Source organism: Bacillus sp. FSL K6-0255, assembly GCF_045040725.1.
Lineage (GTDB): Bacteria > Bacillota > Bacilli > Bacillales > Bacillaceae > Bacillus > Bacillus subtilis.
The window spans coordinates 1,052,609-1,077,890 of sequence record NZ_CP150278.1 but is presented as its reverse complement, the minus strand read 5'-3'; the positions used below and the strand labels follow the sequence as shown (position 1 = coordinate 1,077,890).

Below are 25,282 nucleotides of genomic sequence, written 5' to 3'. Positions count from 1 at the left end.
CTTATTATGTTATGAACAATGCCTGCTTCCTATGTATGAAAAGATAGAATATGGAAAAATTAAGAATAAATCTGATTGGAGGTATAACGGCTTGGCTAATCAACATTTTGCAAAGGAAGCACCTGAAACATACTGGAAAACATCAACTGACCTGCCTTCTTTTCCTGCGCTTCAAGAGGACACTGAATGTGACGTCACCATTATCGGAGGCGGGATTACAGGAATCACAACGGCATATGAACTTACGAAGAGAGGCTTCCGTGTCGTTTTGATTGAAGCAAATCAGGTTCTTAACGGAACCACTGCGCATACAACTGCTAAAGTTACCGCACAGCATGACATGATATACGACGAATTTATCCGCCATTTCGGATTAAACCATGCGAGGCTTTATTATGAAGCAAACCAAAACGCAATTGATTACATAAAAGGCATTGTGGATGAACATCAAATTGATTGTGAATGGATCGAGCAAGACGCATATCTTTATACGGCAAATGAAAACGCTGTTCAAAAAATCCGCACCGAGCATGAGGCATACACAAAGCTCGGAATTGAAAGAGACCTTATCAAGGATCTTCCAATTCCCTTAGGTTCTAAGCTGGCGCTTGTCATGAAGAATCAAGCTCAATTTCATCCGCTTCAATACTTAAAAGCGCTTCTGGAGCAAATTGTTCAAAAAGGCAGCCGAATTTATGAAGAGACCGTTGCGCTTGATATCAAAAAAGGCGAAAGGCCCGAAGTGGTAACAAAAAGCCGGCACGCCATTAAGAGCCGCTTTATCATATGCTGTTCCCACTTCCCTTTTTATGACGGAGGCGGATTATATGCTGCGAGAATGTACTCCGACAGATCTTATGTCCTTGCCATCAAGCCGAAGATCGAGTATCCCGAGGGCATGTATTTGAGTATCGATCAGCCGTCAGTGGCGCTCCGCTATACGGTTGTAAACGGTGAAAAGCTGATTCTCTTCAGCGGAGTAAGCCATAAAACAGGCCAGGGAAAAGCCATGTCTACACATTATGAAACACTGAGACAACTGGCCGAAAGCACCATCGGCATCGAAAGCATTCCATATTATTGGTCCACACAAGATCTAGTGACGATCGACAAAATCCCGTTTATCGGACCGATGTCGGAAAATGAGGACAATATTCTAGTAGCGACCGGGTTCAAAAAATGGGGCATGACGTCCTCAGCAGTCGCAGCCACTCTATTGTCAGACCTTGTGGAGAAAAAAGACAATCCATACGAAAGCATTTTCACTCCGTCCCGTTTCCATCTGAATCCCGGGTTGCAGAAAGTGATTTCCTACAATGCCGATGTCGCCAAGCATTTGATTAAAGGAAAGCTTGAAAAGCCTGATGTCCAATTTGAAGACATTTCGCCAGGAGAAGGGAAAGCCGTCACCATAAACGGCAGGCGAGCGGGAGCATTTCGGGATGAGACAGGCTGCCTCCATCTCGTTGATACGACTTGTACCCATTTAGGCTGCGAGGTCGAGTGGAACGACAGTGAGCATACGTGGGATTGTCCGTGCCACGGATCACGCTTTAAGCCATCTGGCGAAGTTGTAGAGGGTCCGGCCATTAAACCATTAAAACAAATAGATCTCGATTAAACCGTTCATTTTAATGAACGGTTTTTCAAATATTTTTCATCTGCAGCTTCATTCATGTTTCTCTTGGCCGATAAAAAAGAAAAAGGCTTAAAAAGCCAAAAAGTAAAAATTATATTTTTCCCAAGGGGGATCATTGTATTGTTATTTAAAAAAGACAGAAAACAAGAAACAGCTTACTTTTCAGATTCAAACGGACAGCAAAAAAACCGCATTCAGCTCACAAACAAACATGCAGATGTCAAAAAACAGCTCAAAATGGTCAGGTTGGGAGATGCTGAGCTTTACGTGTTAGAGCAGCTTCAGCCACTCATTCAAGAAAATATCGTAAATATCGTTGATGCGTTTTATAAAAACCTTGACCATGAAAGCTCATTGATGGATATCATTAATGATCACAGCTCAGTTGACCGCTTAAAACAAACGTTAAAACGGCATATTCAGGAAATGTTTGCAGGCGTTATCGATGATGAATTTATTGAAAAGCGTAACCGAATCGCCTCCATCCATTTAAGAATCGGCCTTTTGCCAAAATGGTATATGGGTGCGTTTCAAGAGCTCCTTTTGTCAATGATTGACATTTATGAAGCGTCCATTACAAATCTGCAAGAACTGCTAAAAGCCATTAAAGCAACAACAAAAATCTTGAACTTAGAACAGCAGCTTGTCCTTGAAGCGTTTCAAAGCGAGTACAACCAGACCCGTGATGAACAAGAAGAAAAGAAAAACCTTCTTCATCAGAAAATTCAAGAAACCTCTGGATCGATTGCCAATCTGTTTTCAGAAACAAGCAGATCAGTTCAAGAGCTTGTGGACAAATCTGAAGGCATTTCTCAAGCATCCAAAGCCGGCACTGTAACATCCAGCACTGTTGAAGAAAAGTCGATCGGCGGAAAAAAAGAGCTAGAAGTCCAGCAAAAACAGATGAACAAAATTGACACAAGCCTTGTCCAAATCGAAAAAGAAATGGTCAAGCTGGATGAAATCGCGCAGCAAATTGAAAAAATCTTCGGCATCGTCACAGGCATAGCTGAACAAACAAACCTTCTCTCGCTCAATGCATCTATTGAATCCGCCCGCGCCGGAGAACACGGCAAAGGCTTTGCTGTCGTGGCAAATGAAGTGCGGAAGCTTTCTGAGGATACGAAAAAAACCGTCTCTACTGTTTCTGAGCTTGTGAACAATACGAATACACAAATCAACATTGTATCCAAGCATATCAAAGACGTGAATGAGCTAGTCAGCGAAAGTAAAGAAAAAATGACGCAAATTAACCGCTTATTCGATGAAATCGTCCACAGCATGAAAATCAGCAAAGAGCAATCAGGCAAAATCGACGTCGATCTGCAAGCCTTTCTTGGAGGGCTTCAGGAAGTCAGCCGCGCCGTTTCCCATGTGGCCGCTTCCGTTGATTCGCTTGTCATCCTGACAGAAGAATAACCATCAAAAACCGGTCTGCCATACGGCCGGTTTTTTTGCGTCTATTATGTAAACTTAAATTAAAAATCAGTTGACATAATAATTGCCTGCATTTATTGTATAACCATATTTGATTACTGTTTGGAGGATTTCACATGCTGAAATTAATCGACATGATGCATATTGCGATTTTCACCGCACTGATGGCAGTGCTCGGCTTTATGCCCCCTCTCTTCTTATCCTTTACACCCGTTCCGATTACATTGCAAACGCTTGGTGTCATGTTGGCAGGCAGCATCCTCAGGCCAAAGTCTGCTTTCTTAAGCCAGCTTGTCTTTTTGCTGCTCGTCGCCTTCGGAGCGCCGCTGTTGCCCGGCGGACGAGGCGGTTTTGGTGTGTTTTTCGGACCGAGCGCAGGCTTTTTGATTGCTTATCCCCTCGCTTCATGGCTGATCAGTTTAGCCGCTAACAGGCTGCGGAAGGTGACAGTATCGCGTCTCTTTTTCACTCATATCGTATTCGGCATCATCTTTATTTATCTGCTTGGTATACCGGTACAAGCTTTTATCATGCATATTGATTTGTCACAGGCCGCCTTCATGAGCCTTGCATATGTGCCTGGTGATTTGATAAAAGCGGCTGTATCTGCATTTCTGGCGATAAAAATCACTCAAGCCTTGTCTCTTTCTGATACGATGTTTACAAAAGGAGGATGACACTACATGACAATTACCCATACCTATTCATCTACCGCCGAAACATCGCCCGGCCGTGTAGCGATCCAGACTGAATCGGAGCAAATCACGTACCAAGATTGGGATCGGCTTGTCTTTCAAACCGCAAATTGGCTGCGGTCACAGCCGAGCATGCCGAATCGTGTGGCGATCCTGCTCCCAAATAGTCTGGCGTTTTTACAGCTGTTTGCCGGAGCCGCAGCGGCTGGATGTACGGCAATTCCCATCGACACACGCTGGAGCGCGGCAGAATGTAAGGAGCGGCTGTCCATAAGCAATGCGGATCTTGTGGTTACTTTAGCCTTTTTTAAAAACAAACTGACAGATAGCCAGACACCTGTTGTTTTGCTGGATAACTGTATGGCAGATATTTCTGAGGCAGCCGCTGATCCCTTGCCTACCATTGATCCGGAGCACCCTTTTTATATGGGATTTACGTCGGGCTCGACAGGAAAACCGAAGGCCTTTACGCGATCTCACCGCTCATGGATAGAGAGCTTTACCTGTACAGAAACAGATTTTTCAATTTCATCAAATGACACGGTATTGATTCCCGGGACGTTAATGTCCTCTCACTTCTTATACGGGGCAGTCAGCACTTTGTTTCTCGGAGGAACCGTTTGTTTGCTGAAAAAGTTTTCTCCTGCCAAAGCGAAGGAATGGCTGTGCCGTGAATCCATCAGTGTTCTCTATACCGTACCGACGATGACAGACGCCCTCACAAGGATTGAGGGTTTTCCCGACAGTCCCGTCAAAATCATTTCATCCGGCGCAGACTGGCCGGCAGAATCCAAGGAGAAGCTTGCCGCTGCATGGCCTCATCTCAAGCTGTACGATTTTTACGGCACATCAGAGCTTAGTTTTGTGACGTTTTCTTCACCGGAAGACAGCAAACGGAAACCGCATTCAGCGGGCCGCCCTTTTCATAATGTCCGGATCGAAATCCGCAACGCTGGAGGAGAACGCTGCCAGCCAGGGGAAATCGGAAAAATATTTGTCAAAAGCCCGATGCGGTTTTCCGGCTATGTGAACGGCAGCACACCAGATGAATGGATGACAGTGGATGATATGGGCTATGTTGATGAAGAGGGCTTTCTATACATATCAGGAAGAGAAAACGGGATGATCGTGTACGGAGGATTAAATATTTTCCCAGAAGAAATTGAACGTGTGCTTCTCGCCTGCCCAGAGGTTGAAAGCGCGGCTGTCGTTGGCATTCCCGACGAGTATTGGGGAGAAATCGCTGTAGCTGTCATTCATGGAAACGCTAATGCCAGAACACTGAAAGCCTTGTGTAAACAGAAATTAGCCTCCTATAAAATTCCGAAAAAATGGGTGTTTGCAGACAGCTTGCCGGAAACGAGCAGCGGAAAAATTGCCCGTTCCAGCGTGAAAAAATGGCTGGAAGAGAGTATACAGTATAAATGAATGCGGTTATTGTTGATGCAAAACGAACGATCTTTGGAAATCAAAACGGACTGCTGAAGCCCTTCCTGCCGGAGGATTTGTCAGCTCCCATCATCCGCTGTCTCAGCCGAAAGCTAGAGGATCAAATTGACGAGGTCATTCTCGGAAACGCTACCGGCAGAGGCGGCAACCTCGCCAGACTGTCAGCCCTTCAAGCCGGACTGCCTTTATCGGTTCCCGGAATGACAATTGACAGACAGTGCGGCTCCGGCCTTGAAGCTGTGCGCTATGCCTGCAGCCTTATTCAAGCGGGAGCCGGCACGATGTATATCGCGGGCGGCTCAGAAAGCAGCAGCCAATCCCCTTTTTCAGAACGGGCCCGCTTTTCTCCAGATGCCATCGGCGATCCAGACATGGGCATTGCGGCAGAATATACGGCTGCACGCTATTCCATCAGCAGAAGCATGCAGGATGAGTACGCGCTTCTCAGCCATCAACGCAGCAGGAACGCGCATGATGAAGGATTTTACCGTGAAGAAATTGTTGCTCTTGGGGAATTGGAGATGGACGAAGCATTTTTGAAAACGCGGCCGATAGAAGCGATTATTCCCCGTGCAAAGCCGGTTTTCGACACCAGCTCCGGAACAGTCACAGCAGCCAACAGCAGCGGCATAGCAGACGGAGCAGCCGCTCTTTTGGTAATGGAAGAAGAAAAAGCGGCAGCCCTCGGACTTAAGCCTGTGCTTCGGTTTATCGGCAGCGCTGTCAGCGGCATTCACCCCAACTATCCGCCCGCGGCACCGGTTGATGCGATCCGTAACCTCTTACATACACACGATGTAACACCTGAGGATATCGGTTTATTTGAAATCAATGAAGCCTTTGCCGTCAAAATTTGTGTCTGCTCGCAAGAACTCGGCATTCCCTTTTCAAAAATCAATGTGCGCGGCGGCGCCTTAGCTCTTGGCCATCCGTACGGTGCATCAGGTGCAGCTCTGGTAACCAGATTGTTTTATGAAGCGAAAAGACGGACAGACTGTCAATATGTGGTTGCAGCCATCGGAAGCGGCGGCGGAATTGGACTTGCTTTATTATTTGAAGTTCTTGCATAGGCTTTTTCATAGGACACACGCTTTCGATTTAGTATAATAGCGATATGAATAAAGTCAGGAAGGGGATTTTATGACAGCCGTTTGTTTAGTAAGACATGGAGAAACCGATTGGAACCTGCAGCAAAAATGCCAAGGCAAAACCGATATTCCGCTAAACGCAACAGGTGAACGCCAAGCAAGAGAAACCGGAGAATATGTAAAGGACTTTTCTTGGGATATTATTGTGACGAGCCCGCTGAAAAGAGCGAAAAGAACCGCGGAAATTATTAATGAATATCTGCATCTTCCGATAGTCGAGATGGATGATTTTAAGGAACGCGATTACGGCGACGCGGAGGGCATGCCGCTGGAGGAACGGACAAAGCGCTATCCAGATAACATCTATCCGAATATGGAAACGTTAGAAGAACTCACTGACAGGCTGATGGGCGGTTTGGCAAAAGTGAACCAGGCGTATCCAAACAAGAAGGTGCTGATCGTGGCGCACGGTGCGGCAATTCACGCCCTGCTGACGGAAATATCCGGCGGTGACCCGGAGCTTCAAAGCACCCGCCTCGTCAACGCCTGCCTCAGCAACATTGAATTTGCAGAAGAAAAATGGCGGATAAAAGACTATAATATCAACAGCCACTTATCCGGCTTTATCAAATAAGAAAAAGACAGGCGTTTGCCTGTCTTTTCTTTTATTTCTTAGCAGCCGTCATCTCTTTTTGAAGCTCGTCCAAAATGGCATTCGCCCCGTCTACACTGCGGCGCAGAGACCACACCGCACGATCCACGTGGTATACATGCCCGTTTTTCACTGCCTTCAGTTTTTTCCAAAGGACATTCTTTTCGATCGGGCGTTTACCGTCGGCGTCGAGGTCATCTGTTTTTCCTGTCATCAGGATGATCACATCCGGATCTGTTTTCAGCAGCTGCTCCAGTGTCATTTTCATATTCACAGAGTCGCCGCCATTGCTTGAATCGCTATTGCCTGACGTACTGATTGCATATCGATAGCCGACCTGTGTTAAAAGTCTCGATGTAAAGAAGTTTTCATCCCTGGCCATAATCGTATCATTTGTATTTCCGATCAAAAGCACGGACTGGCTGTTCGCGCTGATTTTCTGCTTTGTCTCGCTAAGCTTTTCTTCATGCGCCGTCAGCTTTTTCTCCATTTCCTTCTCCTTGCCGACTGCTTTTGCAATCGTAAGCGAAGCGTCAATTGTATCCTGATAATCAGCATTTAAATTATTAAGCGCAATCGTCGGCGCTATTTTTTTCAGCTGATCGTACACCTTCTTATGCCGGGTCGTGTCAGCAATAATTAAATCGGGTTTTAATGAAGCGATTTTTTCCATGCTTGGCTGTGAGCGAGTGCCGACAGATGTGTAGCCGTCAATTTTCTTCAGCACATCCTTGTTGATCAGCTGCTTCGCTTTGTTGTCATCGGCAACCCCGACAGGCGTAATGCCGAGATCAAGCAGTGTATCAATAAAACCTAGCTCAAGAACAACAACCCGCTTCGGATGCTCAGGCACATTTGTCTTCCCTAAATCATGTGTTACCGCCACTTTATGTTCTTTACTGTTTTGATTGCCGCTTGAAGACGAGCAAGCAGCCGTTAAGACAGAAAGAAGTAAAACTGTAAGAATAATCAGTGTTTTTTTCATATGTTCCAGTCTCTCCTGTTGGTAGTTTCTATGGTTAAGATGTCCAAGAGTAGTATAACACGGAATGAGAATCATTATCACCAATTATTTTTAAAATGAGAAGAGAAAGTTCGGCTTACAGGAAAATCTTGTTTCGCGACACAGCAGTTCAGCAGCTGATCATCCTGTCCACAAAAAAGCTTGCAGAAAAATAACATTCTCTGCAAGCTGATCCTGTTAAAGCTTCACAATCACTCTTCCTTGAATGCGATTTTGCAAAATATCTTTTAACGCACCCGGCGTTTCTTCCAATGATACTTCCCTGTCCACGATGGTCAGCAGCTGATCAGGCTTGAGATCAGAAGACATGCGCTCCCAAACAGCGGCTCTGACGTCCATCGGACAATATACTGAATCGATTCCGAGCAGGCTTACTCCGCGAAGAATAAAAGGATACACGGTTGCCGGAACTTCTCCTCCGCCGGTTAAGCCGCTCACTGCGACAGATCCGCCGTATTGAATTTTGCTTAAAAGCGAGGCAAGCTGTTTTCCGCCGACTGGATCAACCGCTCCCTGCCATTGCTGCTTGGACAGCGCCTTAAGCGTTCCGTCATAGACATCTTCCCTGCTGATTACTTCGCTTGCACCAAGCTGTTTCAAATAATCAGCCGCCTCCCGGTTTCCGGTACTTGCCACCACATCATAGCCCCGCTTGTTCAGCATCGATACCGCAATTCCGCCGACACCGCCAGTTGCTCCTGTGACTAGCACGCTGCCTTTTTCCGGAGACAGACCGTTCTGTTCAAGCCGATGCACTGATAACGCCGCAGTAAATCCCGCCGTTCCGTACACCATCGCTTCTTTTAACGAAAGATTCTGTGGCAAAGGCACCAGCCAGTCACCAGGCACCGAAGCGTATTCACTTAATCCGCCATCACGGGAGACACCGAGCTCATAGCTTGTCGCGATCACCTCATCCCCCTCCGCAAAACGCGGATCATTGGAAGAGACGACCGTACCCGCAGCATCAATGCCTAAAATAAGCGGATACTCTCTGACGATATTGCCTCCTGCTTTTCCGGCCAGACCATCTTTGTAATTGATGCCGGAATAAGCAACTTTAATCAGGACACCATCCTTCGGCAAATCCTCTGTTGATATGGTTTTCACATGGACTGAAACATCATAGGCATTTTTTTCTGCCTGCAATGCTTGAAATAACGTTGACATTCGGCACACTCCTTTTCATTTATATCGTAACCGAAGAACGTTCAAAAAACCAAATCATCAAGCCGCCATTTTCACTTCGCCGGCACATTGAGACGATAATGGACAAATCCGGTATCCTCTTCATAGCCGTTTTGCTCATACAAGCTTCTTGCCTTCCGGTTGTGGTGCTCAGTCTGAAGTGTTAAACATTTTGCCCCGTTTTCCTCTGCATAATCCTTTGCGGCAGAAAGAAGCCGGCCGCCGGCTCCCTTTGTACGCGCATGAGGAACGACAAATAAGTCATTTAATATGTAGATCCTTTTCATTGACACAGAAGAAAACGTTGGATAGAGCTGGGTAAAGCCTATGAATTCTCCATTTTCTTCTGCTATCAAAATAACAGACTCGTGATTTTCCAAACGAGCTTTCAAAAAAGCCTCTGCCCCTTGCAAATCGGATGCCTGTCTATAAAATTCCCGATATTGGTTAAACAGCGGCGCAATGGCGGCCGCATCTGATGTCTTTGCTTGGCGAATGTTCATCTTATTTCTTCCTCCCTCTCAATAATTTTTTCATTCTATCCCTTTTCTGTAAAGTTTATTTTTCAGAATACTTTTATCATCATGCTTTGAAAAAATATCACGATAATATCCATTGTTCTCACGGAAGCACACGCAGGTCATTTGAACGAATTTTTTCGACAGGAATTTGCCGGGACTCAGGAGCATTTAACCTAAAAAAGCATGACATTTCAGCATAATGAATATTTACTCATGTCTATTTTCGTTCTTTTCTGTATGAAAATAGTTATTTCGAGTCTCTACGGAAATAGCGAGAGATGATATACCTAAATAGAGATAAAACCATCTCAAAAAAATGGGTCTACTAAAATATTATTCCATCTATTACAATAAATTCACAGAATAGTCTTTTAAGTAAGTCTACTCTGAATTTTTTAAAAGGAGAGGGTAAAGAGTGAGAAGCAAAAAATTGTGGATCAGCTTGTTGTTTGCGTTAACGTTAATCTTTACGATGGCGTTCAGCAACATGTCTGCGCAGGCTGCCGGAAAAAGCAGTACAGAAAAGAAATACATTGTCGGATTTAAGCAGACAATGAGTGCCATGAGTTCCGCCAAGAAAAAGGATGTTATTTCTGAAAAAGGCGGAAAGGTTCAAAAGCAATTTAAGTATGTTAACGCGGCCGCAGCAACATTGGATGAAAAAGCTGTAAAAGAATTGAAAAAAGATCCGAGCGTTGCATATGTGGAAGAAGATCATATTGCACATGAATATGCGCAATCTGTTCCTTATGGCATTTCTCAAATTAAAGCGCCGGCTCTTCACTCTCAAGGCTACACAGGCTCTAACGTAAAAGTAGCTGTTATCGACAGCGGAATTGACTCTTCTCATCCTGACTTAAACGTCAGAGGCGGAGCAAGCTTCGTACCTTCTGAAACAAACCCATACCAGGACGGCAGTTCTCACGGTACGCATGTAGCCGGTACGATTGCCGCTCTTAATAACTCAATCGGTGTTCTGGGCGTAGCGCCAAGCGCATCATTATATGCAGTAAAAGTGCTTGATTCAACAGGAAGCGGCCAATATAGCTGGATTATTAACGGCATTGAATGGGCCATTTCCAACAATATGGATGTTATTAACATGAGCCTCGGCGGACCTTCTGGTTCTACAGCGCTGAAAACAGTCGTTGATAAAGCCGTTTCCAGCGGTATCGTCGTTGCTGCCGCTGCAGGAAACGAAGGTTCGTCCGGAAGCTCAAGCACAGTCGGCTACCCTGCAAAATATCCTTCTACTATTGCGGTAGGTGCGGTAAACAGCAGCAACCAAAGAGCTTCATTCTCAAGCGCAGGTTCTGAGCTTGATGTGATGGCTCCTGGCGTATCCATCCAAAGCACACTTCCTGGAGGCACTTACGGTGCTTACAACGGCACGTCCATGGCGACTCCTCACGTTGCCGGAGCAGCAGCGCTAATTCTTTCTAAGCATCCGACTTGGACTAACGCACAAGTCCGTGATCGTTTAGAAAGCACTGCAACATATCTTGGAAACTCTTTCTACTATGGAAAAGGGTTAATCAACGTACAAGCAGCTGCACAATAATAGTAAAAAGAAGCAGGTTCCTCCATACCTGCTTCTTTTTATTTGTCAGCATCCTGATGTTCCGGCGCATTCTCTTCTTTCTCTGCATGTTGAATCCGTTCCATGATCGACGGATGGCTGCCTCTGAAAATCTTCACAAGCACCGGAGGATCAACCTGGCTCAGCCCCGTCACGGCCAAATCCTGGAACGTTTTAACAGCGGCTTCTCTGTTCTCTGTCAACTCGATCCCATACTGGTCAGCCTTATTCTCCTGATAACGCGAGACAGCATTAGAAAAAGGCGTAACCGCAAAGCTCAAAACAGAAAACAAAAGCAATAACAGCGGAAGTGCCGCAAGATCATGCCGCCCTTCTATATGAAACATGCTGCGGGTTAGGCGAACCGTCCGCTTGTAAAGCTTATCAATGACATAAAATCCGGCGAGCGACACGAGCAAATAACCAGCCAGACCGATGTAAACGTGCTTCATGACATAATGGCCCATTTCGTGGCCCATAATAAACAGAATTTCTGAATCGTCAAGTTTGTTCAGTGTCGTATCCCACAATACAATCCGTTTATTGGCCCCAATACCTGTAACATAGGCATTCAGCGCATTTGTTTTTTCTGACATGTTCACTTCATATACATGGTCAGCCGGAATATTGGCTTCATCTGCCAGCTCTAAAATTTTGCTTTCAAGCTCTTTGTTTTTCAGCGGATAAAATTCATTGTATAAAGGATCGATAATGACCGGCTGAATAAAAAACAGAAAAAGCGAAAACGGCACTGTTAACAGCCAGGCGTATAACCACCATTTTTTTTCATGCCTTTTGATCAGCCAATAAAAAACGAGAACGCAAAGCGCAAAGATTGGGAAACTGATCCAAAAGCTGATAACCTGATCCTTAGCCCAGCTGGCCGTTGTCTGTGTGGAAATGTTATAGTCAAGCGATACTTGATAGCCTATCCAATCTAAAGGCAGCGTCACCAATGTTGTAATCAGCGAAAGCACAAACACAAAACCTACAGTCTGCAAAAACCGAAAAGGCACGGCCGCTTCCATCCATTTCTTGATTTTCTTTGAAACACCGCTGACCAGCAGAACAAAAAACAGAAACCAATCAAGTGGTACCCCGATAAAAAATAAAAAATTCTTGACATTCGAATACTGCTCGGCCACTGCCAACTCAGACGGCTTCATGAAAGAAGCCGGATCAGCCTGCGTCCCTTTTACGGTTTCCGGTATTGCAGAATCACCCGACAGGAAAAAATACCAATAAAAAAACAGCCCGTACAGCACGTAAGCAAGTCCTGCTGCCGCAATCCACTTGCGCATAACGCCTCACTCCTCACATCAACCCGTTACTTCTATTGTAATCATAAATTCAAATTCTTAGAACCAAGCTGTGTTCCGCACTTTTCCACCCTTTTAAGCATGGAAAGCCCGATCGCTGGGAAAACTAACAATGTTTGGAGTGATGCAAATGAAAAAAATAGTGGCAGCCATCGTGGTAATCGGTCTTGTGTTTATCGCATTTTTTTATCTTTACAGCCGATCAGGCGATGTGTATCAATCGGTAGACGCAGATTTGATCACACTGTCTTCAAGCGGCCAGGAAGATATCGAGATTGAAAAAAGACAGCACGTCAAAGATATGCTGGATATTATGAATCAGGGAAAACAGGTGAAGACAGAAAAAACATCAGCCCCTGATTACGAAGGGACAATCAAGTTTCATAAAGACCGGTATGACTCATTCAGACTATGGATTGACGGCAGCCAGCAAGCCGTTTTTTTGAAGGATGGCACATACTACAAATTAAGCAAAAATGATACAAAGGCGCTGCTAAATATTATTAAAAAAGAAGCAAAGGATTGAAAATGAAAAAGCGAAGCTAACCGCTTCGCTTTTTCATTTTATTGGGGCAAAATATCTCTCAGTGCCCGTCTGAGCATTTTCCCCGTCGCATTTTTCGGAATATCGTCAAGAAACGTAATGGCGGCAGGCCGCTTGTATTTTGCCAGATGCTTTTCACAGTGCTGCATGATGTCCTCCTCTGTTACCCCAGAGCGTTTCGGCACCACAAATCCCTTTACCGCTTCCCCGCTTTGGGGGTCCGGCACGCCGATGACAACCGCCTCCTTGACGTCCGGATGGCTGTACAGCACCTCCTCCACCTCCCGCGGATACACATTGTATCCTCCTACAATGATCATGTCTTTTTTCCGATCAACAATGTAAAAATAGCCGTCCTCATCCCGTCTTGCCAAGTCCCCCGTATAAAGCCACCCGTCTTTTAATGCATGCTCTGTTTCCATCGGCATTTTATAATAGCCCTTCATCACATTGGGGCCTGTCACGATCAATTCGCCGACCTGGTGAGCGGGCAGCTCGCGTCCGAGCGGATCTACGACCTTGTTTTCGACATGTAAGATACTTGTCCCGATGGAGCCCGGCTTTCTGCCCCTGTCAAATGGGTTAAAGCACGTGACGGGTGATGCTTCCGAGAGCCCGTAGCCTTCCAAAATGGTAACACCGAATTTTTCTTCAAACGCCGTCAGCAACGCGACTGGCATGGCCGCGCCTCCCGAAATGCACAGCTGGATCGAAGAAAAATCATCTTTCTTTCCGTTTTCATGCTGAAACAAGTAGTTATACATTGTAGGCACACCGGCAAAAATGGTCGCCTGCTGCTGCTTAACAAGCTTAAAAACAGATGCCGGACTGAATTGAGGCTCAATCAAGACAGTTGCGCCGCTCATCAGCGGTGCATTCATACAGACGGTTAAACAAAACACGTGAAACATGGGAAGAGCGCAGACCACATTGTCCCTCTCATCCATTCCCAAATAGCCTGCGACATCGTTGGCATTGCTGTACAAATTCTGATGTGTCAGCATCGCGCCTTTCGGTTTTCCAGTCGTTCCTGACGTATATAAAATAACCGCGGTATCATCAGGTACAGGTTCTTGGTTTTGTTTAGCGGCAGATGTCGGCCGCAATATTTTTGCAAACGTTGTCATTTTCATCCTGACCTCTGGGTCCGCAGCTTCCGGCTCCTCCTCCCCCGTCTGGCATAAAATGACGAGCTCAACCTTTGGCAGCGACTCATGCATGCTCTCATAAAGCGGCAAAAGCTGGCTAACGCCCACTATTGCCTTTACATCGCCATTTGTCAGCATATAACCAATTTCTGTCGGCGTGTACAACGGATTGATGGGAACAACCACGATCCCAGCTTTTAAAGCGCCAAAAAACGCGATGATAAAATCAGGCGAATTGCCAAGCAGCAAAGCTAGATGGTCCCCTTTCTCCATACCGGCTTCCTGAAGGCCGTCCGCAAATCGCTGAATATGTTCATTCAGCTCTTGATACGTCATCATGTGATCTTTAAACCTGCATGCGATGCTGTCGGGCTTCTCAGATGCTGTTTCTTCCAATTTTGAAACAAGATTCATTCTCCCACCCCTTAAAGTGAATGAATAGTCATTCATTATTGAAGCCAAGCTTTCTCCTCCATTATAGAGAAACAGAAAAAAACACTCAAGAGCAAAAAGCCCTGAGTGTCAGTACTGTCATAGTTTCTTCAATGCTTCGGCAATCGGCGTATCTCCTTCTGCCAGATCAAAGGCCCGATTTTCCGTATTCTTCTCATCTAAAGAGGCAATGACCGTTTTTGCAACGTCATCACGGGAAATAAATCCCCGCTCCAGATCCTTCGCTGCTGAAACAGTTCCCGTTCCAGGCTCATTGCGAAGGCCTCCCGGACGGATAATCGTATAGGTTAAACCGCTCTCTTCCAGAATTTTATCAGCATAATGCTTGGCCACATAATAAGGCTTGAGTGCCTCATTCCAATTTTCACGGTGATGGGCTTGCAGGGCGCTGACCATAATAAACCGTTTGATTCCGGCAATGTCCGCAGCTTCAATGGCTTTTGCCGCTCCATCGAGATCCACCAGCAGCGTTTTATCATAGCCTGTGCTGCCGCCGGAACCGGCTGTGAAAATGATCGCGTCACAACCTTTTGCCGCAGCGGCGATTTCTTCCGGGCTGCCCTCCAGATTCGCAAGCACAGCTTCTGCACCGGCAGCTTCAAGAGACGCTTTCTGTTCTTCTTTTCTGACCATCGCTCTGATGGAATGATCAGGATTATCTTGGAATAAAGAGACGAGTCTTTGCCCGATTTGTCCGTTCGCTCCGATTAAAAACACTTTCATGTGAATCCCTCCTGCCTCCATTATTTCAAAAACACAACCGCTCTTTCAAACGTTGTGTTTTGCCTTAATAAATCAGATCAAGGAAATCCTCTTTCGTAATGTTCCCGAAGTAATGCTTGAGATTCACACCTTCGAGCACATCAGCGATGACGCTGCGTTCGTATTGTTTTCCGACCAGCAGGTTTTCAATTTCAGATACATCACCGACACCGAAGAAATCTCCGAAGATTTTGCAGTCCTCGATTTTGCCTTTCTTGACCTCTAGGCGCAAATCGATCGATCCAACCGGATAACGTTTCGAATGATTAAGGTTAAATTTCGGCGAGCGGCCGTAGTTCCAATCCCAATTCTGATAGCGCTCTTTCGAAATTTGATGAATGGTCTCCCAATCTTTTTCCGTTAGCTTATACTCCGGCACGTTTCCAATGTCGTTTGTGTTAAAAATATGGCGAAGCAAATGGCTGCGGAATTCTTCGGTGGTCATTTTATCATCGAGAAACTCACTGATGTTTGCTACTCGGCTTCTGATCGATTTGATGCCTTTTGATTCAATTTTATCCTTTTTCACCTTTAATGCTGATACAACATGATCAATGGCTGAATCAAACATGAGGGTGCCGTGGCTGAAAATACGGCCTTTCGTTGCAAACTGAGCGTTTCCGGATATTTTCCGGCCATCCACTACAATGTCGTTCCGGCCGCTTAATTCGGCTTCAACCCCAAGCTGATGTAACGCCTGAATCACCGGCTCAGTGAATTTTTTAAAGTTATGAAAGCTGTCCCCGTCATCCTTGGTAATAAAGCTGAAGTTCAAGTTCCCCAGATCATGGTACACAGCGCCCCCGCCTGATAAACGGCGGACGACGATAATCCCGTTTTCCTCTACATATTTTGTATTGATTTCTTCTATTGTATTTTGGTTTTTCCCAATGATAATAGACGGTTGATTCACATAAAAGAGCAAATATTGCTGTTCAGGGTCTAAATGCTTTACACAGTACTCCTCGATAGCAAGATTGATCCGCGGATCATTGATATTTTGATTGTCTATAAATAACATGGTGCTCCTCCTTTATCCTTCCCACACAAAACCTGATTTCGCAATATTCACTTCTCCGTTAAAAACGGTTTTCGCTTCTTTGCGAAGGTTGTCATGCACGCCAAAATGCGGCAAATGAGTCAGCAGCAGTTCTCCCGCTCCCGCTTCTTTTGCAATGCGCCCCGCTTCCAGGCTGTTCATATGGCCTGCACTTGTTCCGTCTTGATCGGCATAAAAATTGCATTCCGAGATCAATAAATCAGCATCTTTCGAAAACGGTATAAATGAATCCTGATAGCTGGAATCAGCAGTATAAACGACAGTGTGGCTGCCGTCAGTAATCCGCATGGCATAGCACGTCACCGGGTGAATCGTTTTTAAAAAGGTGATCGTAAACGGACCGGCAGTCAGCGGCTGATCCGGCTGATAGGCGATCCCTTTTGTATGTGTTTTATATGTAAGCTTTTGAAACTGTTCTATATCAGCATCATGTCCGTAAATCGGAAGCGTATGCTCTCCTTTACCGAGAAACGAACCGACTTGCTTGGCAAATTGCAGCGGCCCGATATCAGCGATATGGTCATGGTGATAATGAGACAGAACGACCGCATCCAGCTTTTCCGCCGGCACATATCCGAACAGCTTAGACAAAACGGCACTGCCGCAATCAACAAGCAGAGAGTAATCACCTGACTGAAACAAATAGCCTGACGTCGCTTCATTTGCGGCCGGAAAACCGCCATAGCATCCGATAACTGTAACTTTCATAATGTCCTCCTATCTTTTCAAAAAAATTGATCCTCCTTCAATATACCCATTTTTCTTGAAAAAAGCATGTTTTAAACATTGTATCAAAACAGTTATTGATTTTTGTAATCTGTTATATTACAATGAAATCACTACAAAGGGGAAAGAGGGATTGGTTATGCTGGGGAAAATCACAGAATTTTTTAGAAACCTGCCTTCGAAAAAGTGTGCGGAATGCGGAAAAAAGATAGAAGAGCAGCATGAGTGCTATGGTAATATCTGCAATGACTGTATAAAAGTAAACGATTTGTAATGAGCGAAAATCCCGCGCCTTACGCGTGGGATTTTCTTATTTTTTCACATATCTCTTAATTTTGAAATAATAGTCAGGTTAGGTCAAAGCTCACCTGTTTTTAGATAATTCTGGTGATTATCATAATGTCATTGAATATTCTTTATTTTCGAAATATAATTTACTATAGACGAATTGATTTCTTATCTATTATAATTTGATCTAATAGTGAGATTAAATATATGTCTATTCATGATATATGTTGATACTTTGTTTTTTGGGAGGTAATCTATGAAAAGAATTAAGTTTGGATTAGCCACACAAATATTCGTTGGACTTATTCTAGGTGTCATTGTTGGCGTCATTTGGTATGGCAACCCAGCATTGCCTACTTACCTGCAGCCAATCGGGGATCTCTTTTTACGCTTAATCAAAATGATAGTGATTCCTATTGTTGTCTCCAGCTTAATCATCGGTGTAGCCGGTGCAGGAAATGGAAAGCAAGTCGGTAAATTAGGCTTCAGAACGATTCTGTACTTCGAGATCATCACGACTTTTGCCATTATTCTCGGACTAGCCCTTGCAAACATCTTCCATCCGGGTACAGGAGTTAATATACACGAAGCTCAAAAATCGGACATCAGTCAATATGTTGAAACTGAAAAAGAACAAAGTAATAAATCAGTGGCAGAAACGTTCCTCCATATTGTGCCGACAAACTTCTTCCAGTCATTGGTCGAAGGGGATCTTCTAGCCATCATTTGCTTTACAGTACTATTTGCATTGGGTATTTCCGCAATCGGTGAAAGAGGCAAGCCTGTATTAGCCTTTTTTGAAGGTGTATCCCATGCCATGTTCCACGTTGTAAACCTTGTGATGAAAGTGGCGCCATTCGGCGTTTTCGCTCTTATCGGAGTGACTGTGTCTAAATTCGGACTCGGTTCTCTTATCTCTCTCGGAAAGCTCGTCGGATTGGTTTATGTCGCGCTTGCTTTCTTCTTAATTGTTATTTTCGGGATTGTCGCAAAAATTGCCGGCATCAGCATCTTCAAGTTCCTTGCTTACATGAAGGACGAAATCTTACTGGCGTTCAGTACGTCCAGCTCTGAAACGGTTCTTCCGCGCATCATGGAAAAAATGGAGAAAATCGGATGTCCGAAAGGCATTGTTTCATTTGTCATTCCGATCGGTTACACGTTTAACTTAGACGGTTCCGTTCTCTATCAATCGATTGCCGCACTCTTTTTAGCACAGGTATATGGCATTGATTTGACGATTTGGCACCAGATTACGCTTGTGCTCGTCTTAATGGTGACATCTAAAGGGATGGCTGCCGTGCCTGGTACTTCTTTTGTTGTCTTGCTTGCAACGCTTGGCACCATCGGCGTTCCGGCTGAAGGACTTGCCTTTATTGCCGGCGTAGACCGCATCATGGATATGGCACGAACAGTTGTCAACCTGACTGGTAACGCGCTTGCTGCCGTTGTGATGTCTAAATGGGAAGGCATGTTTAATCCTGCGAAAGCAGAAACTGTTATGTCCCAATCGAAAACAGAACAAAACGCAACCATTTCTGGTTAATGAAAAGCCTGCGGGGTTCTTGCCCCGCAGGCTTTTTTAATCTTTAACAAGCACAAACAGTTCTGTAATCAAAACAGTATCCTCATTCAGCTCCAGTTCACCGCTTTTGATCAGTTCCGCCCATGCCATCCGATGATCCTCTTGAAACTCCTCAATTCGGTCTCCATTGCCCTCTCCTTTGACTAACCTCATATCAGGCGCACCAAAGGTGGTTTCAAAGACATCTGTCACTTTTATATTGCATCTTGGATTGTCATGTTTATCATAAACGGTAACAAGCTGACCCGCTGTTTGATAAACGTCCCTCAATTCATCTTTTGAATACAATGATTTCGGCGCGCACGTGGCGGTTTTTTCTCCGGCAAGGATCTGCTGAATCAGCTGTTCTCCCAACCCGTCATCACCTTCCCAACCGAATGTGCTTTTCAGCTTATAAATCTTCATTGGTCCCCCCCTTATACCATTGGTGACTGTACATAGTAATACAGAAGCTTAGCGGTATGGCGAAGAGATGATTTATGGGTGCGTTCAAATGCATGGGAAGCGTCAATTCCCGGCCCTATGAGGCCATGCACAATATCATGCCCGGATTTGATCGCTGCTGACGCATCAGACCCGTAGTACGGATATATATCAAGCTTATAGTCGATATGATGCTTCTCGGCTAATTGAACTAAATGCTTTCTGAGCTGATAATGATACGGCCCGCTCGCATCCTTCACACAGATTGATACTGAATATTCATCTGTCGCCTGCCCGTCACCGATAGCGCCCATATCAACCGCCAAATATTCAACTGTTTCAGGAGGAATATTCGAATTCCCGCCGTAACCGATTTCTTCATTATTGGAAATAAGAAAATGGGTTGTATACGGCAGCTCAATGTCTTCTGTTTGAATTTCATGAATTAAGCGGAGCAATAAGGCGACGCTTGCTTTGTCATCCAAATGGCGCGATTTAATAAATCCGCTTGATGTGATCTCAACACGTGGATCAAACGACACAAAGTCTCCGACGCCAATGCCAAGCTCCTCCGTATCTTTCCGGCAGTGAACAGGTTCATCTAGGCGGATCTCCATATTCTCTTGATTCCGCTCAGCCTTTCCCGCGTCTTTGTATACGTGCACAGACGTTTGATGCATTAAAATGGTGCCTGTGTACGTTTTTCCCGATGCGGTTTCAATTTGGCAATACTCCCCCTCAATCGAGTTGTAGCGGAACCCGCCGATTAAGTCGATTTTCAGCCGGCCGTCCGCTTTAATTTCCTTCACCATAGCGCCGAGGGTGTCAACGTGCGCTGTCAGCATGCGATGCCGGGATGTGTCGCGTCCTGGAAGCGTTGCAATTAAGCCGCCCTTGTGGTTCCGAACCGTTTCTACCTTCCATTCTTTTAAAAGGCTTTCAATATAATTGATCACCTCATATGTATTTCCTGTCGGGCTTGGGATCGATACAAGTTCTTTAATGAGCTCCATCGTTTTACGTACGGACGTCATAGGGCATTCCTCCTTTTATTTTCTACTTAAAATATACTCTTTTCCCGAGGGACCCGTCCAATCTTTTCCTATCAATCTCTCATATGCTGTAGAGAGCATGGGAAGAGGAGGGATTTCTATGTGCTGTCGTCATTCACATGAACAGAAATGTCGTTGTCACGATTGGTTCGATGATTTTTGGTTCTTTGACGAGTGGTTCGATAAAGATTTCCACGACCATTGCAAGAAAAAGAAAGAATGCCATGACCCTTGCGAGAAGAAGAAAAAGAAACACCATTGTTTCTCTTGTAAAAAACACAGACATTCTTGCTGTCATTGCTAAAGACTGAATCAGAAATATTCTGATGACCCATGCTTAATGAATATTTCCATTCACATTTTTCCAAGCGGGCATTGCTGCTGCTTGGACCTTTTATTGAAACACCCTTTTTGCTTTTACAATCCAATAAACTGATAAAGCCGCTATAAGAGCAACAATGATTTCAACAGCTGCAGCATGCTCTATGATTCCTCTTTGATATAAAACCGCCGGGACATTAAACAGTGCATGTAAAAGAATAGAATACAGCAAAAACAGCGGCCGGCGGTTTTTAACCGCGTACAAAACAAGCAGAGACAGACCAATCTGGACGGCAATGGCACTGATTCTTTCTATTCCGCCCAGCATCCATTCATACGAAGGAGTATGCAGCAGCTGCTCCTGTATCGGCAAAAGCGCCTGTTTGACGTCGCCATTGACCAAAAGCTGTTCAAACGTCCCGCTATTGATTGCAAATGCGTATACAATAAGTGAGATAGAGGACAAGCCTGTAATCAGGATGGCTTCAAGCCCGCCATGGCCTGCCCCGAAAGCCAGACCATCTGCCCAAGTATGATGGCGCTTCATAAAAAATCGCATCATCAAATACCTTCCGCACTCCTCAAAAATGCCGGCCATCAAGCAGCCGTAAATGCCATACCATAATGGATGCTGCATCGCTTCTTTCGTCATTTCATTCACTTGCAGTACATAAACATGAACGCCGCCTTCCAGCAGCTGAGCGAAGACAAAAAACGTGAGAGCGCCAATAAAAAACACTTTAAGCGAGGCACCATACTTTCGCTTAAACCATACAATCAGCCCGATTGGCAACAGAAACGCAATAGCCCCGGATAATGCCAAAAAGACTACTGCTTCTTGACTGACCATTTTTCAGCCTCCTTTTTCTTTTTCATAGATTCCTATCTACACTTCTCTTTTTTTGTAAAAAAACCTTCTTTTTAGTACCAGATACTAATATCTAGTGTTATAATCTGACCATAAGGAGTGATTCATATGTCAAAAGCAAAAATTACAGCTATCGGCACCTATGCGCCGAGCAGACGTTTAACCAATGCAGATTTAGAAAAGATCGTTGATACCTCTGATGAATGGATCGTTCAGCGCACAGGAATGAGAGAACGCCGGATTGCGGATGAACATCAATTTACCTCTGATTTATGCATAGAAGCGGTGAAGAATCTCAAGAGCCGTTATAAAGGAACGCTTGATGATGTCGATATGATCCTCGTTGCCACAACCACATCCGATTACGCCTTTCCGAGTACGGCATGCCGCGTACAGGAATATTTCGGCTGGGAAAGCACCGGCGCGCTGGATATTAATGCGACATGCGCCGGGCTGACATACGGCCTCCATTTGGCAAATGGATTGATCACATCTGGCCTTCATCAAAAAATTCTCGTCATCGCCGGAGAGACGTTATCAAAGGTAACCGATTATACCGATCGAACGACATGCGTACTGTTCGGCGATGCCGCGGGTGCGCTGTTAGTAGAACGAGATGAAGAGACGCCGGGATTTCTTGCGTCTGTACAAGGAACAAGCGGGAACGGCGGCGATATTTTGTATCGTGCCGGACTGCGAAATGAAATAAACGGTGTGCAGCTTGTCGGTTCCGGAAAAATGGTGCAAAACGGACGCGAGGTATATAAATGGGCCGCAAGAACCGTCCCTGGCGAATTTGAACGGCTTTTACATAAAGCAGGACTCAGCTCCGATGATCTCGATTGGTTTGTTCCTCACAGCGCCAACTTGCGCATGATCGAGTCAATTTGTGAAAAAACACCGTTCCCGATTGAAAAAACGCTCACTAGTGTTGAGCACTACGGAAACACGTCTTCGGTTTCAATTGTTTTGGCGCTCGATCTCGCAGTGAAAGCCGGGAAGCTGAAAAAAGATCAAATCGTTTTGCTTTTCGGGTTTGGCGGCGGATTAACCTATACAGGATTGCTTATTAAATGGGGAATGTAACAAAAAAAGAACTTGTTTCCAAGGAAACAAGTTCTTTTTCTTTATGAAGCCGGCTGTTCTTCTGATGTTTCTTCCTTCCGGCTTAACATTGTAAAGTAAGTAATGCTTAGTGCAATCATGACGAGGGCAATGCCGATTAAGACGCCGGCCATCTGCCACATGTAGCCAAAGTCACCGTTTGAAATGACTGCTCTGAATCCGTTAATGCTGTAGGTCATCGGCAATGCGCCGTGGATGACCTGATAGAAATTCGGAAGCAATTCCAGCGGGAAGGTTCCTCCGCTCGCTCCCAGCTGCAGCACTAAAATAATGACTGCGATAAATCGCCCCGGGTTGCCCATCGTTGTAGCCAAAAATTGAATTATCGCCAGGAAAGCGAGACTCGTAATGATCGTAAACACGTAAAATCTCCACGTGCTCTCTACCTCAAGACCAATTCCCAATAGAAGAACCGTCGCCACAATCAATGATTGAATGATTCCTACAAGCATCATGACATTGAATTTGCTGAAGAACCACTCAAAACCGTTTCTCGGACGTCCTGACGCTTCCTTCAGCGGGAAGACAACCGTCAGCATGATGCCGCCGACATACAAGCCCATTGACAGGATATAAGGTGTCAGCCCTGTTCCATAGTTAGGAACGGAATGAATGGCATCATCTTTGGTTTTAACCGGATCCGCAAACATGCCGTATGTTTGATCATCAGCATCGATATCTCCTGTTTGGTCAGCCGCATCCTTCAGCTTACTAGACAGCTCTCCTGTGCCGTCCAATAGCTTGCCTAAACCTGTATCAAGTGATGCAGATCCGTCTGCAAGTTTTGATGATCCGCTTTGGACCTGTTTAGACCCGTCTAACAGCTTAAACAATCCGCCGGATACTTGGCTGCTTCCTGTCACCAATTGCTCTGAGCCCGCTTTTGCTTTTGCGAACTGCTTATTATATTCACCGATGCCCGCTGTCAGTTTAGTTTGGCCATCTGTCAGCTTCTGAGAACCGTTGTATATCTTATCAGCTCCCTCAGTTAATCTGTCAATCGCATCTTGGATTGTTTTTGCGCCGTTATAAAGCTTAGATGTAGCTTCCGGCATGGCTTTCACCTGCGCCACCTGCGCTTTCACGTCTTCAAGAGAGCTTTTTATCGTTGCGATGTCAGGCAGCTGATCAGCTGTAGGTAGCTGGCTTAATATTTGATCAAAATCAGGCGCATCAACTTGCGGAAGCTTTTTCTCAACAGAATTAATCAGCTGGCTTTTTTGCTCCGCTGTTAAGAAGTCACTCGAATTGATGACATTTTTAAATGCCTGATCACGGTTTTTCAAACTGTTTTCAAAGTCAGTCAGCTGTTTTTTGAATTCCTTCATCGCAGTTTCTGACTTTTCCAGATTGTTTACAGCAGTTTCAAGCTTCGTTAAATCGAGCGCATTAATGATCTTTTCCGCTTTTGCCGCTTTCTCAGAACCTTCTTGGACTTTACTGTTGAGCTGATCCAACCCGTTAGTAAGATTAGGCGTACCCTTCTGCACATTTTGAAGTCCGGCAAGAAGTTCATTCATCTTGCTTGTCAGCTCGCCTGATCCTGCTGCAAGCTGACTAGATTTATCATAAATCTGGTTGCTGCTGTCCTGGAATTTACCGAGCGAGCTGTCAAGTGATTGGATGCCGCTCGTCACCTGAGCCGCTCCATCTGCAAGCTGCGCTGTTTTGTCACTGATGGTAGCGGTGCTTTCCTTCAGCTTCGCCAGATTTTCTTTCAGCTGGGCGCTTCCGTTTTTCGCATCCTTTGTGCCGTCATCAATTTTTTTCGCGCCGCTGCTCGCGTCGCTCAAACCTTTTGCGATATCTTTAAAGTTATCAAAAATAACTTTCGTATATTGCTCGGTCACTTCTTTTGAAACAGAGGCTTTCAGTTTATCAATCGCTTTTTCGCCGATCGTTGCCCCTACATAGTTAGAACCTGCATTTGTATGGTATTTCAGATCCAATTTTTTCGGATTTTTGTCTAATACAGTGCTGGCATTCTTAGAAAAATCCTCAGGAATCTCGACAACTAAATAATATTTTTGATTCAATAAGTCCTTTAACGATTGGTCGAGATCATTGGAAAAATGCCAATCAAAGTTGTTATTATCCTTTAATTCTTTGACCAGATCATCACCGATTTGAAGTTTTTCTCCTTCATACGTTGCTCCCTTGTCTTGGTTGACGACAACGACAGGCAGCTGGTCAACTGTGCCGTACGGGTCCCAATAAGCCTTTAAGAATACGCCGCTGTAAATAAGCGGGACAAACAAAATGGCGATGATGGGAATCAATAATTTTTTACTTGTTACGATGTCTTTCCACTGACTTCGTATTGTGTTCATCCTGAT

Annotated in this window: 24 protein-coding genes and 1 pseudogene; 13 read left to right on the top strand and 12 right to left on the bottom strand. The window is 45.0% G+C overall.

The genetic code is table 11. The annotated features are described in order from the left end of the window. Positions 1–91: 91 nt before the first annotated feature. From MHB62_RS05540 to phoE, 7 genes and pseudogenes are all read left to right on the top strand, one after another. Positions 92–1,621, top strand: a complete 1,530-nt coding sequence (locus tag MHB62_RS05540) for an FAD-dependent oxidoreductase (RefSeq protein WP_019712353.1) — start codon at positions 92–94, stop codon at positions 1,619–1,621. A gap of 54 nt (positions 1,622–1,675) precedes the next feature. Continuing rightward, a pseudogene (locus MHB62_RS05535) lies at positions 1,676–2,302 on the top strand (protoglobin domain-containing protein); the annotation flags it as partial. 240 nt (positions 2,303–2,542) lie between these two features. Continuing rightward, positions 2,543–3,058, top strand: coding sequence for a methyl-accepting chemotaxis protein (locus tag MHB62_RS05530; RefSeq protein WP_326255844.1), 516 nt, complete (start codon positions 2,543–2,545; stop codon positions 3,056–3,058). A 134-nt stretch (positions 3,059–3,192) separates the two neighbouring features. Continuing rightward, complete coding sequence (locus MHB62_RS05525; protein WP_019712351.1) at positions 3,193–3,753, top strand: biotin transporter BioY; 561 nt, start codon at positions 3,193–3,195, stop codon at positions 3,751–3,753. A gap of 6 nt (positions 3,754–3,759) precedes the next feature. Then, the gene (locus MHB62_RS05520; protein ID WP_019712350.1) at positions 3,760–5,199 is read left to right on the top strand and encodes an acyl-CoA synthetase; all 1,440 of its coding nucleotides are present in this window, start codon (positions 3,760–3,762) and stop codon (positions 5,197–5,199) included. After that, positions 5,196–6,290: an acetyl-CoA C-acyltransferase gene (locus MHB62_RS05515; protein ID WP_019712349.1), complete on the top strand. Its 1,095-nt coding sequence runs from the start codon at positions 5,196–5,198 to the stop codon at positions 6,288–6,290. The genes MHB62_RS05520 and MHB62_RS05515 overlap by 4 nt, the downstream gene beginning before the upstream one ends. 70 nt (positions 6,291–6,360) lie before the next feature. Then, the gene (gene phoE / locus MHB62_RS05510; protein ID WP_003233157.1) at positions 6,361–6,942 is read left to right on the top strand and encodes a phosphatase PhoE; all 582 of its coding nucleotides are present in this window, start codon (positions 6,361–6,363) and stop codon (positions 6,940–6,942) included. 31 nt (positions 6,943–6,973) lie between these two features. On the opposite strand, the gene MHB62_RS05505 is transcribed toward phoE, so the two are convergent. The 3 genes from MHB62_RS05505 to MHB62_RS05495 form a co-directional block, all read right to left on the bottom strand. After that, positions 6,974–7,945: an ABC transporter substrate-binding protein gene (locus tag MHB62_RS05505; protein ID WP_032721272.1), complete on the bottom strand. Its 972-nt coding sequence runs from the start codon at positions 7,943–7,945 to the stop codon at positions 6,974–6,976. A 216-nt stretch (positions 7,946–8,161) separates the two neighbouring features. Then, the gene (locus MHB62_RS05500; protein ID WP_019712915.1) at positions 8,162–9,154 is read right to left on the bottom strand and encodes an acryloyl-CoA reductase; all 993 of its coding nucleotides are present in this window, start codon (positions 9,152–9,154) and stop codon (positions 8,162–8,164) included. Between the two features lie 71 nt (positions 9,155–9,225). Then, on the bottom strand, positions 9,226–9,675 hold the full coding sequence (locus MHB62_RS05495) for a GNAT family N-acetyltransferase (RefSeq protein ID WP_019712916.1): 450 nt from the start codon (positions 9,673–9,675) through the stop codon (positions 9,226–9,228). A 433-nt stretch (positions 9,676–10,108) separates the two neighbouring features. Between MHB62_RS05495 and aprE the strand changes: the two genes are divergently transcribed. Beyond that, a complete protein-coding gene (aprE, locus tag MHB62_RS05490; RefSeq protein ID WP_015715621.1) occupies positions 10,109–11,254 on the top strand; it encodes a subtilisin AprE in 1,146 nt (381 codons plus the stop codon). A 38-nt stretch (positions 11,255–11,292) separates the two neighbouring features. On the opposite strand, the gene MHB62_RS05485 is transcribed toward aprE, so the two are convergent. Further along, positions 11,293–12,573 (bottom strand): M48 family metallopeptidase, encoded by a 1,281-nt coding sequence (locus tag MHB62_RS05485; RefSeq protein ID WP_032721268.1) that lies wholly within the window; start codon positions 12,571–12,573, stop codon positions 11,293–11,295. A gap of 148 nt (positions 12,574–12,721) precedes the next feature. Between MHB62_RS05485 and MHB62_RS05480 the strand changes: the two genes are divergently transcribed. Then, the gene (locus MHB62_RS05480) at positions 12,722–13,117 is read left to right on the top strand and encodes a hypothetical protein (RefSeq protein WP_003245187.1); all 396 of its coding nucleotides are present in this window, start codon (positions 12,722–12,724) and stop codon (positions 13,115–13,117) included. A gap of 38 nt (positions 13,118–13,155) precedes the next feature. On the opposite strand, the gene lcfB is transcribed toward MHB62_RS05480, so the two are convergent. From lcfB to MHB62_RS05460, 4 genes are all read right to left on the bottom strand, one after another. Then, positions 13,156–14,697: a long-chain-fatty-acid--CoA ligase LcfB gene (lcfB, locus tag MHB62_RS05475; RefSeq protein ID WP_032721266.1), complete on the bottom strand. Its 1,542-nt coding sequence runs from the start codon at positions 14,695–14,697 to the stop codon at positions 13,156–13,158. 117 nt (positions 14,698–14,814) lie between these two features. Then, on the bottom strand, positions 14,815–15,459 hold the full coding sequence (locus MHB62_RS05470; protein ID WP_032721264.1) for an SDR family oxidoreductase: 645 nt from the start codon (positions 15,457–15,459) through the stop codon (positions 14,815–14,817). Between the two features lie 64 nt (positions 15,460–15,523). Further along, complete coding sequence (gene lplJ, locus MHB62_RS05465) at positions 15,524–16,519, bottom strand: lipoate--protein ligase LplJ (protein ID WP_014479356.1); 996 nt, start codon at positions 16,517–16,519, stop codon at positions 15,524–15,526. 12 nt (positions 16,520–16,531) lie between these two features. Beyond that, positions 16,532–17,266, bottom strand: a complete 735-nt coding sequence (locus tag MHB62_RS05460; protein ID WP_003233185.1) for an MBL fold metallo-hydrolase — start codon at positions 17,264–17,266, stop codon at positions 16,532–16,534. A 157-nt stretch (positions 17,267–17,423) separates the two neighbouring features. Here MHB62_RS05460 and yhfH point away from each other — a divergent pair, with 157 nt between their 5' ends. Beyond that, the gene (gene yhfH / locus MHB62_RS05455; protein ID WP_003244802.1) at positions 17,424–17,558 is read left to right on the top strand and encodes a protein YhfH; all 135 of its coding nucleotides are present in this window, start codon (positions 17,424–17,426) and stop codon (positions 17,556–17,558) included. Between the two features lie 270 nt (positions 17,559–17,828). Continuing rightward, positions 17,829–19,118 (top strand): glutamate/proton symporter GltT, encoded by a 1,290-nt coding sequence (gltT, locus tag MHB62_RS05450; protein WP_003245579.1) that lies wholly within the window; start codon positions 17,829–17,831, stop codon positions 19,116–19,118. Positions 19,119–19,154: 36 nt separating this feature from the next. On the opposite strand, the gene MHB62_RS05445 is transcribed toward gltT, so the two are convergent. Both MHB62_RS05445 and MHB62_RS05440 read right to left on the bottom strand, forming a co-directional pair. After that, a complete protein-coding gene (locus MHB62_RS05445) occupies positions 19,155–19,562 on the bottom strand; it encodes an ASCH domain-containing protein (protein WP_003233192.1) in 408 nt (135 codons plus the stop codon). A gap of 11 nt (positions 19,563–19,573) precedes the next feature. Then, positions 19,574–20,614 carry a M42 family metallopeptidase gene (locus tag MHB62_RS05440; RefSeq protein WP_014479351.1) on the bottom strand — a complete coding sequence of 347 codons (1,041 nt, stop codon included), beginning with the start codon at positions 20,612–20,614 and terminating at the stop codon, positions 19,574–19,576. A gap of 137 nt (positions 20,615–20,751) precedes the next feature. Here MHB62_RS05440 and MHB62_RS05435 point away from each other — a divergent pair, with 137 nt between their 5' ends. Continuing rightward, on the top strand, positions 20,752–20,943 hold the full coding sequence (locus tag MHB62_RS05435) for a hypothetical protein (protein WP_003245634.1): 192 nt from the start codon (positions 20,752–20,754) through the stop codon (positions 20,941–20,943). A gap of 83 nt (positions 20,944–21,026) precedes the next feature. On the opposite strand, the gene MHB62_RS05430 is transcribed toward MHB62_RS05435, so the two are convergent. Then, a complete protein-coding gene (locus MHB62_RS05430; protein ID WP_003233198.1) occupies positions 21,027–21,803 on the bottom strand; it encodes a YhfC family intramembrane metalloprotease in 777 nt (258 codons plus the stop codon). A 126-nt stretch (positions 21,804–21,929) separates the two neighbouring features. Between MHB62_RS05430 and fabHB the strand changes: the two genes are divergently transcribed. Continuing rightward, the gene (gene fabHB / locus MHB62_RS05425; RefSeq protein ID WP_003233200.1) at positions 21,930–22,907 is read left to right on the top strand and encodes a beta-ketoacyl-ACP synthase III FabHB; all 978 of its coding nucleotides are present in this window, start codon (positions 21,930–21,932) and stop codon (positions 22,905–22,907) included. A gap of 41 nt (positions 22,908–22,948) precedes the next feature. On the opposite strand, the gene MHB62_RS05420 is transcribed toward fabHB, so the two are convergent. Beyond that, the gene (locus MHB62_RS05420; protein ID WP_003245424.1) at positions 22,949–25,276 is read right to left on the bottom strand and encodes a YhgE/Pip domain-containing protein; all 2,328 of its coding nucleotides are present in this window, start codon (positions 25,274–25,276) and stop codon (positions 22,949–22,951) included. Positions 25,277–25,282: the final 6 nt, after the last annotated feature.

Coding starts and splice junctions, on each gene's coding strand:
- gltT (WP_003245579.1), top strand. CDS start 17,829: ATGAAAAGAATTAAGTTTGGATTAGCCACACAAATATTCGTTGGACTT.
- lplJ (WP_014479356.1), bottom strand. CDS start 16,519: ATGTTATTTATAGACAATCAAAATATCAATGATCCGCGGATCAATCTT.
- phoE (WP_003233157.1), top strand. CDS start 6,361: ATGACAGCCGTTTGTTTAGTAAGACATGGAGAAACCGATTGGAACCTG.
- yhfH (WP_003244802.1), top strand. CDS start 17,424: ATGCTGGGGAAAATCACAGAATTTTTTAGAAACCTGCCTTCGAAAAAG.
- MHB62_RS05495 (WP_019712916.1), bottom strand. CDS start 9,675: ATGAACATTCGCCAAGCAAAGACATCAGATGCGGCCGCCATTGCGCCG.
- MHB62_RS05420 (WP_003245424.1), bottom strand. CDS start 25,276: ATGAACACAATACGAAGTCAGTGGAAAGACATCGTAACAAGTAAAAAA.
- MHB62_RS05435 (WP_003245634.1), top strand. CDS start 20,752: ATGAACAGAAATGTCGTTGTCACGATTGGTTCGATGATTTTTGGTTCT.
- MHB62_RS05440 (WP_014479351.1), bottom strand. CDS start 20,614: ATGACGTCCGTACGTAAAACGATGGAGCTCATTAAAGAACTTGTATCG.
- MHB62_RS05525 (WP_019712351.1), top strand. CDS start 3,193: ATGCTGAAATTAATCGACATGATGCATATTGCGATTTTCACCGCACTG.
- lcfB (WP_032721266.1), bottom strand. CDS start 14,697: ATGAATCTTGTTTCAAAATTGGAAGAAACAGCATCTGAGAAGCCCGAC.
- fabHB (WP_003233200.1), top strand. CDS start 21,930: ATGTCAAAAGCAAAAATTACAGCTATCGGCACCTATGCGCCGAGCAGA.
- MHB62_RS05460 (WP_003233185.1), bottom strand. CDS start 17,266: ATGAAAGTTACAGTTATCGGATGCTATGGCGGTTTTCCGGCCGCAAAT.
- MHB62_RS05470 (WP_032721264.1), bottom strand. CDS start 15,459: ATGAAAGTGTTTTTAATCGGAGCGAACGGACAAATCGGGCAAAGACTC.
- MHB62_RS05530 (WP_326255844.1), top strand. CDS start 2,543: ATGAACAAAATTGACACAAGCCTTGTCCAAATCGAAAAAGAAATGGTC.
- MHB62_RS05500 (WP_019712915.1), bottom strand. CDS start 9,154: ATGTCAACGTTATTTCAAGCATTGCAGGCAGAAAAAAATGCCTATGAT.
- MHB62_RS05445 (WP_003233192.1), bottom strand. CDS start 19,562: ATGAAGATTTATAAGCTGAAAAGCACATTCGGTTGGGAAGGTGATGAC.
- MHB62_RS05520 (WP_019712350.1), top strand. CDS start 3,760: ATGACAATTACCCATACCTATTCATCTACCGCCGAAACATCGCCCGGC.
- MHB62_RS05480 (WP_003245187.1), top strand. CDS start 12,722: ATGAAAAAAATAGTGGCAGCCATCGTGGTAATCGGTCTTGTGTTTATC.
- MHB62_RS05515 (WP_019712349.1), top strand. CDS start 5,196: ATGAATGCGGTTATTGTTGATGCAAAACGAACGATCTTTGGAAATCAA.
- MHB62_RS05505 (WP_032721272.1), bottom strand. CDS start 7,945: ATGAAAAAAACACTGATTATTCTTACAGTTTTACTTCTTTCTGTCTTA.
- MHB62_RS05485 (WP_032721268.1), bottom strand. CDS start 12,573: ATGCGCAAGTGGATTGCGGCAGCAGGACTTGCTTACGTGCTGTACGGG.
- MHB62_RS05430 (WP_003233198.1), bottom strand. CDS start 21,803: ATGGTCAGTCAAGAAGCAGTAGTCTTTTTGGCATTATCCGGGGCTATT.